This window comes from Gilvibacter sp., from assembly GCF_013214815.1.
GTDB lineage: Bacteria > Bacteroidota > Bacteroidia > Flavobacteriales > Flavobacteriaceae > Gilvibacter.
Window position 1 is genome coordinate 1 of record NZ_JABSPU010000098.1, and the last position, 6592, is coordinate 6592.

7 protein-coding genes are annotated in these 6592 nt (G+C 44.0%); 3 read left to right on the forward strand and 4 right to left on the reverse strand.

Annotated elements, in window-relative coordinates:
* The 3 genes from HRT75_RS13680 to HRT75_RS13690 form a co-directional block, all read left to right on the forward strand.
* Positions 1 to 749: DNA polymerase IV (locus HRT75_RS13680; protein ID WP_291187854.1), on the forward strand; the 749-nt coding region annotated here is incomplete at its 5' end.
* A gap of 50 nt (positions 750 to 799) precedes the next feature.
* Entirely contained in the window at positions 800 to 1987 is a 1188-nt protein-coding gene (locus tag HRT75_RS13685) for a hypothetical protein (RefSeq protein ID WP_291187857.1), read from the forward strand.
* Between the two features lie 201 nt (positions 1988 to 2188).
* Positions 2189 to 2992, forward strand: coding sequence for an SH3 domain-containing protein (locus HRT75_RS13690; RefSeq protein WP_291187860.1), 804 nt, complete (start codon positions 2189 to 2191; stop codon positions 2990 to 2992).
* Positions 2993 to 3031: 39 nt separating this feature from the next.
* Here the strand turns inward: HRT75_RS13690 and pyk are convergent, their stop codons facing one another.
* From pyk to HRT75_RS13710, 4 genes are all read right to left on the reverse strand, one after another.
* On the reverse strand, positions 3032 to 4459 hold the full coding sequence (gene pyk / locus HRT75_RS13695; RefSeq protein ID WP_291187862.1) for a pyruvate kinase: 1428 nt from the start codon (positions 4457 to 4459) through the stop codon (positions 3032 to 3034).
* Positions 4459 to 4956: an IPExxxVDY family protein gene (locus HRT75_RS13700; protein WP_291187864.1), complete on the reverse strand. Its 498-nt coding sequence runs from the start codon at positions 4954 to 4956 to the stop codon at positions 4459 to 4461. The genes pyk and HRT75_RS13700 overlap by 1 nt, the downstream gene beginning before the upstream one ends.
* Positions 4953 to 5729: a ribonuclease III gene (gene rnc / locus HRT75_RS13705; RefSeq protein WP_291187866.1), complete on the reverse strand. Its 777-nt coding sequence runs from the start codon at positions 5727 to 5729 to the stop codon at positions 4953 to 4955. Before rnc ends, HRT75_RS13700 begins: the two co-directional genes overlap by 4 nt.
* Before the next feature lie 6 nt (positions 5730 to 5735).
* Positions 5736 to 6592, reverse strand: an 857-nt coding sequence (locus HRT75_RS13710) for a beta-ketoacyl-ACP synthase II (protein WP_291187869.1), incomplete at its 5' end; no start/stop codon positions are given.

Below are 6592 nucleotides of genomic sequence, written 5' to 3' on the forward strand. Positions count from 1 at the left end.
AAAAAGGAAACCCTAGCGCCACACTCATAGCCCGTGAGATCCGTGCACAGATCAAAGAGCGAACCGGCCTGAATGCTTCTGCAGGAATCTCTATCAATAAGTTCATTGCCAAGGTGGCCAGTGATGTCAATAAACCCAACGGACAAAAAACAGTACCACCAGAAGAGGTAGAGGCCTTTTTAGAAGCCTTGGATATTCGCAAGTTCTACGGAGTGGGCAAGGTCACTGCAGAGAAAATGTATCAAATGGGAATTTTTACTGGTGCTGACCTCAAAGAGCGCTCCCGAGAATTCTTAGACCAGCACTTTGGTAAGAGTGGAGGGTACTATTTTGATGTAGTCCGCGGAATCCACAGGTCTGAAGTAAAGCCGGACCGAACACGAAAATCCCTTGCTGCAGAGCGCACTTTTAGTGAAAATATAACCTCGGAAGTGTTTATGTTGGAACGTCTGCAAGGCATTGCAGAAGAGATTGAGCGTCGTTTGGGCAAGAGTGAGATCGCTGGGAAAACGGTCACCTTAAAGATCAAGTACAGTGATTTCAGTCTTCAAACTAGAAGCAAAACGCTGCCCTTTTACATTGCGACCGCCGAGCTTATCTTGGAAGAAGTCAAAGGGCTTTTGTATCAAGAAAAGCTCAAAGAATCAGTGAGATTACTGGGGATATCCATCTCCAATTTGAACAATGACAAATCTGACAAACCCATAGAAAAAGACAGCATTAGCGAACAATTAAAATTTGAATTTTAGTGTAACAATTTCCCCAAATCACTATTAATATCACATAAAACCATCATTTCATGAAAGCTACTTTTAGCCTACTACTCCTTTTATTTTTTAGTGTTGGATTTGCTCAGGATTGCAACTGCGCCAGCGAGTTGGACTATGTTGCCGAGCAGGCCAAAGCTGCTCCAAGTTTCAAATCGCAATGGAAGTCCCCTATGGCGGACCGAGTCCTTATTGCAGGCCTAAAGGATATGATCGCTAAGGATGAGAATATTGAACTGAACTGTTTGTACTACTTACAAACCTATTTGGATGTGGTTAAAGACAATCATATTTATATAGTTGACCGCAATGAAGATCGAGACTATACAAGCCTTAGTCCTTTTTACGCCGGTTCTCCGGAGGCCTTGACCTCAAACGCTGTGACCACAACTGATGACCCGATCACCGGAATTTATGATCTGGCAGGAGTATATCGTGTAGCAGTGGTTAAGATTAATGATGCCACTTTTGATTACGGTGGATATATACTGGAAAGTCAACACGAAGATTGGCCGGCGGGTACCTTAAAGTTTGCCTTGCGCAAAACAGGCGAATATTATTCAGGCGTCTTTTACAATAGAAAGCACCAACCACAGCGCAATGAAGTAAATCTGGTTAATGGAAGATTGTATCCAGAGCGATGGGTGCGAGAAGAAGCGGCTGCAGACTGGGCTTCCAACAACTACTATTTGGAAGGCGACACCTTTCAATATGAAAACTACGGTAACGGAATCCACTATGTGCGTTTGGGCGATTTTGGTGGTGACAATGAAACCTATAAAAAGGCCATGGAATTACTGCAGGTCTTGGAAGAAAAACTGACCTCTGGAAAGGTCATATTGGACCTTAGAAACAATGGCGGCGGAGGCCCAAGAACTTCTGATCCCTTTCTAAAATTGTTCAAAAAGCGCAAAAAGGATCTCGAATTCCACTTGATTCAAAACATCTATGTGGGCAGTAATGCGGAACACTTCCTCTTGAAAGCCAAAAAACAACTCAAGCTGACCACTTATGGAGAGAATACTCGTGGCGCGCTAGCTTATGGTTTTGGAAATTATTCCAAACCCAGTTTAATTACACCTTGTTTTGGTTATTCTCTGGGTTTGACCACATCGAAATATGAAAAATACATGGAATTTGAAGAAATTGGGATTGCTCCCGATCATTATTTGGATTCTAAGACCTATTGGATTGATCAAATATTGTCCAAAATTGAGTAGAAATTGACCAAAATGAGCTCGTTTTCGTTAAAAAAGTCCTAAAAAAGGCCAAAAACCAAGAGTTGGCACATCCTTTGAAAAATTTATTTTGTCCGTCGACGTTATAAAAACAAACCGGGCATCCAACACCCAAAATAAAGACTGCAATTCCTTGCAAAGAAAGCTACGATAACATTTTTATTAACGCTAAAACTTGCAAAGATGAACACAGTAAAATTATCGAGCCTAGCTCTTTTAGGAGCGCTCACCCTAGTAGCTTGTAAAGAAGCCCCTCAAGAAATTCAAGAATCAGAAACGCAGAGCGTGATCAACGAACAGTTGGCCATGACCGAAGACTTCAAAGAAGTCGGTGAGGCGATGGAAGAAGTCAAAACGACCTATCTCTACGTCACAGCCCGCACGGGATTGAGCTTACGCGCATTCAACAACCTCAACAGTGAGAAGCTCGCCATTATCCCTTATGGAACGCGTCTTGAAGTGCTTGAGCATGAACCGCAGCAAACCATGAAGGTCAATAATATCAAAGGCGGAATGGACAAGGTCAACTTCAACCGTAAAAGCGGTTATGTATTTAACGGCTACCTGTCCAAGTACTTCCCTCCTGAAGACGATATGTTGCCAGCCGGCTACGCCAAAGAGCTCAAGGAAGTCTATCCGAATGTGAGCTATACAGAAGCTGATGGAGGTACAGCGAGCAAACCGGTCAATACAGAGACCCTAATGCTTCCTGGAGCTGAATGGCATGAAGCCTATTTCATCGCTCAGAAGATCTTTGATATCCCGAACGAGTTCACCTTCCCAAAACAAACCGGGAAAGAGACTCAACAGTTCAAAGGACCTAAAAAAGAAACTGACAGCTGGTTTGATGCGCTTAACGTAAGCCGAGACGCCAATGGTTTGGTGGAGCTACAATACAGCTACGACGCCAAAAAGGTAAAGCGAACCGTGAGTATCACGGCCACAGAAAAAGGCATGAAGATCCAACAGATCCGTGCTTATAAATAGACTGTTTAATGGAAAGAAAAGGCCCTTCGGGGTCTTTTTTTATACCTGAGAAACGCGCAGGGTATTTACCATTCCCTTATCCACGATCGGCATGGCTGCCAGATTGATCAGATAATCTCCTTTTACCACATAATTCTTAGCAGAGGCAATGCGGTTCACGTCTTCTACAGTTTCATCAGTACTGACATACTTATCGTAGTAGAAGGCACGAACACCCCAAAGCAAGTTCAAACGCGAAAGTATGCGTTTGTTAGAGGTAAATACCAAAATGTGCGCAGCCGGTCTCCAAGCAGAGATCTGAAAGGCTGTATATCCACTATTGGTCAAGGTACAAATAGCACGAGCATCGATCTCATTGGCCATTAAAGCGGCGTGATAACAAATGCTTTTCGTGATATAACGGTTAGTTTTAATATGCGGAGGGTTCTGTGGAACCTTGATCAACGGTGATTCTTCTACCCCTTTACAGATCTTACACATGGTTTTGATCACGTCAACCGGATACTTCCCAACAGAAGTCTCTCCAGAAAGCATCACGGCATCAGCGCCATCCATTACCGAGTTGGCAACGTCATTTACTTCAGCACGTGTTGGCGTTAAAGAAGAGATCATGGTTTCCATCATTTGCGTAGCAATGATTACCGGAATACGCGCCTTTTTAGCCTTGTGAACTAGTTGTTTTTGGATCAATGGAACTTCCTGGGCAGGAATTTCCACACCTAAATCTCCACGAGCTACCATCAATCCGTCTGAATAGGCGATGATCTCATCGATGTTCTTAACGGCTTCTGGTTTTTCAATCTTAGAGATGATCGGGATCTTGTATTCACTGTGCTCTTTGATAAGCGCATTGAGTTGTTTGCAATCGTCTGCGTGACGCACAAAAGACAGCGCAATCCAATCCACTTCTTGAGAAATAGCAAAGACAGCATCCTCGCGGTCTTTCTCCGTTAAGGCTGGCAAGGAAATATTGGTGTTTGGCAGGTTGACACCTTTGCGGGAACGCAAAGGTCCTCCTTGAAGCACTTTGGTATTTACTTCTGATTTTCCATCGGTAGCAAGTACTTCAAAGATCAGCTTCCCATCGTCCAGAAGAATGCGTTCCCCAACCTTTACATCAGCAGGGAATTGGTCGTAATTCATATAGACCTTTTCCGAAGTACCTTCAAACTCATCTCCCGTGCAAAACTTTATAGTATCACCGGGACTCACTACAACTTCTTCCTTCATGATCCCAACACGCAGTTTAGGTCCTTGGAGGTCAGCAAGAATAGCAGTGGAAATATCCAATTCTTCATTGAGAGAACGGATCATGGCAATACGTTCTTCCACGTCTGAATAATTGGCGTGAGAGAAATTAACTCTAAAAACATTGACCCCAGCTAGGATCATATCTCTTAGCACTTCACGATCTGAAGTAGCAGGGCCTAAAGTGGCCACAATTTTAGTCTTCTTTTGGGTAGGCATCACTCAAAAATTAAGTTGCTTTTCGATTTCACCGATTGTAAATCTACGACATACGCGGTAATAACTTGAGCAATTTCGTTAATTCTTGAAACGATAACGTTTTCGGAATGGTTATTCTTGGTTGAAGTTATCTTTAAGAGGTAATCTGCCTGCTTTAATTCGGGCAATAAATGCACTTTTCTCGCCTTAGGACCAGCGGTTTCTCCAAAGAGATCGGCACTCAAAGCCAAGGGTTTATCCACCAAAAGTTCCGTGGAATTGGCTACCAAATGGAACTGCCTGTCGTGGGTCCAATCCTCAAAATAAAAGAAGGGATATTCTGCCTTTCCTTCTGCATAGACAAACTCTAAATCTTGCGGTTCTCGTTGCAAATTGAGCTGCAAAATCTGGTTGATTTTATAAGCCATTCTAAAGTCAGGTTCGCTGCAGTGAATTGCAACAACAACACTGTTGTCCAGGTCGTCGTCTAAGGTCAATTCTAACTTGAGCGTACTCATTTATCCTGAGGAGTTTGGGCGGCTTCTGCAGCCTGCTTATCGCCTTCAATTCTGCGTTGCAGTTTATAGTAGGCACGCTTGGCAGCGCGCTCTTCGGCCTTCTTTTTAGAAGTAGCTCGCGCTTTGGCCATCACGCGATCATCTATCGTGAGCTTTACGGCAAAATGCTTGAGATCGTCGTTGCCGTTGTCCTCATAAACCATGAATTTGAAGCTGTTCTTATGCTTCTGACACCACTCAATAAGCAAACTCTTATAGGAAATGATCTTCCCTTCTAGCTTTTGAATGTCTACATAGGGTTTAATGACGCGCTTGTGAATAAAACGCTCACAATGCTTAAAGCCTTTGTCTAGATAAATCGCTCCGATCAATGCTTCAAAAACATTGCCGTGAATGTTTCCACTGAAATTCTCCACTGGGATATTGGTGCGCACCAAACTGACCAGATCCAGGTCTCTTCCCAACTCGTTCAAATGCTCTCTACTCACCACTTTAGAGCGCATCTTGGTCAAATAACCTTCATTGCCATGCGGAACTTTTTTAAACAGATGAGCTGCAATTACAGCACCCAGCATCGCATCGCCTAAAAACTCCAAACGCTCATAGTTCTGTTGTATGCCGTCGTCATCTTTTTGATTCATGGAACGGTGGGTAAATGCCTCTTCATAAAAGGCCAAATTCCCCGGAGCAAAGCCCAGAATCTTTTTTATAACGCGAAAAAAATTCCCGTCCTTTTCAGCACGGGAATTGAATATGTTTCGTATGGAAGTCATTCCGTCTTACGCCTCCATTTTTTTAAACAACAAGCAAGCGTTATGCCCTCCAAAACCGAAGGTGTTACTCATGGCAACTTTCACTTCACGTGACTCTGCTTTGTTGAGTATAAGATTTAGATTCGGATCGATGTTTTCATCTACCGTAGTGTGGTTGATCGTTGGAGGAACCAAGTCGTGCTGCATCGCCAAGATAGAAGCGATGGCTTCAATAGCTCCGGCAGCTCCTAGAAGGTGCCCAGTCATTGACTTTGTAGAATTGATGCTGATGTTATTCGCATGGTCTCCAAACACTTTAGAAATGGCCTTAAGTTCAGCAACATCTCCTAAAGGTGTTGAGGTTCCATGAGTATTGATGTGATCAACCTCCTCTGGATTTAATCCTGCATTCTTTAAACAGTTCAGCATTACGGCCTCCACTCCGATACCATCGGGATGCGGTGCAGTCATGTGGTGGGCATCGCTGGACATGCCACCACCAAGAACCTCAGCATAGATCTTAGCGCCACGAGCCTTTGCGTGCTCGTATTCTTCCAAGATCAATGCGCCTGCTCCTTCACCGAGAACAAATCCGTCGCGCGTAGCGTCAAAAGGACGACTCGCAGTTTCAGGACTCTCATTTCTTGTGGAAAGGGCATGCATTGCATTGAAACCACCCATACCTGCAATGGTAACTGCCGCTTCGGAACCACCCGTAACGATCACATCACAGTGACCCAATCGGATATAGTTCAAAGCATCGATCATGGCGTTAGCCGATGATGCACATGCGGATACAGTGGTGTAGTTCGGGCCCATGAACCCGTGTTTGATCGAGATATTACCCGGGGCAATATCCGCAATCATTTTGGGGATAAAGAAGG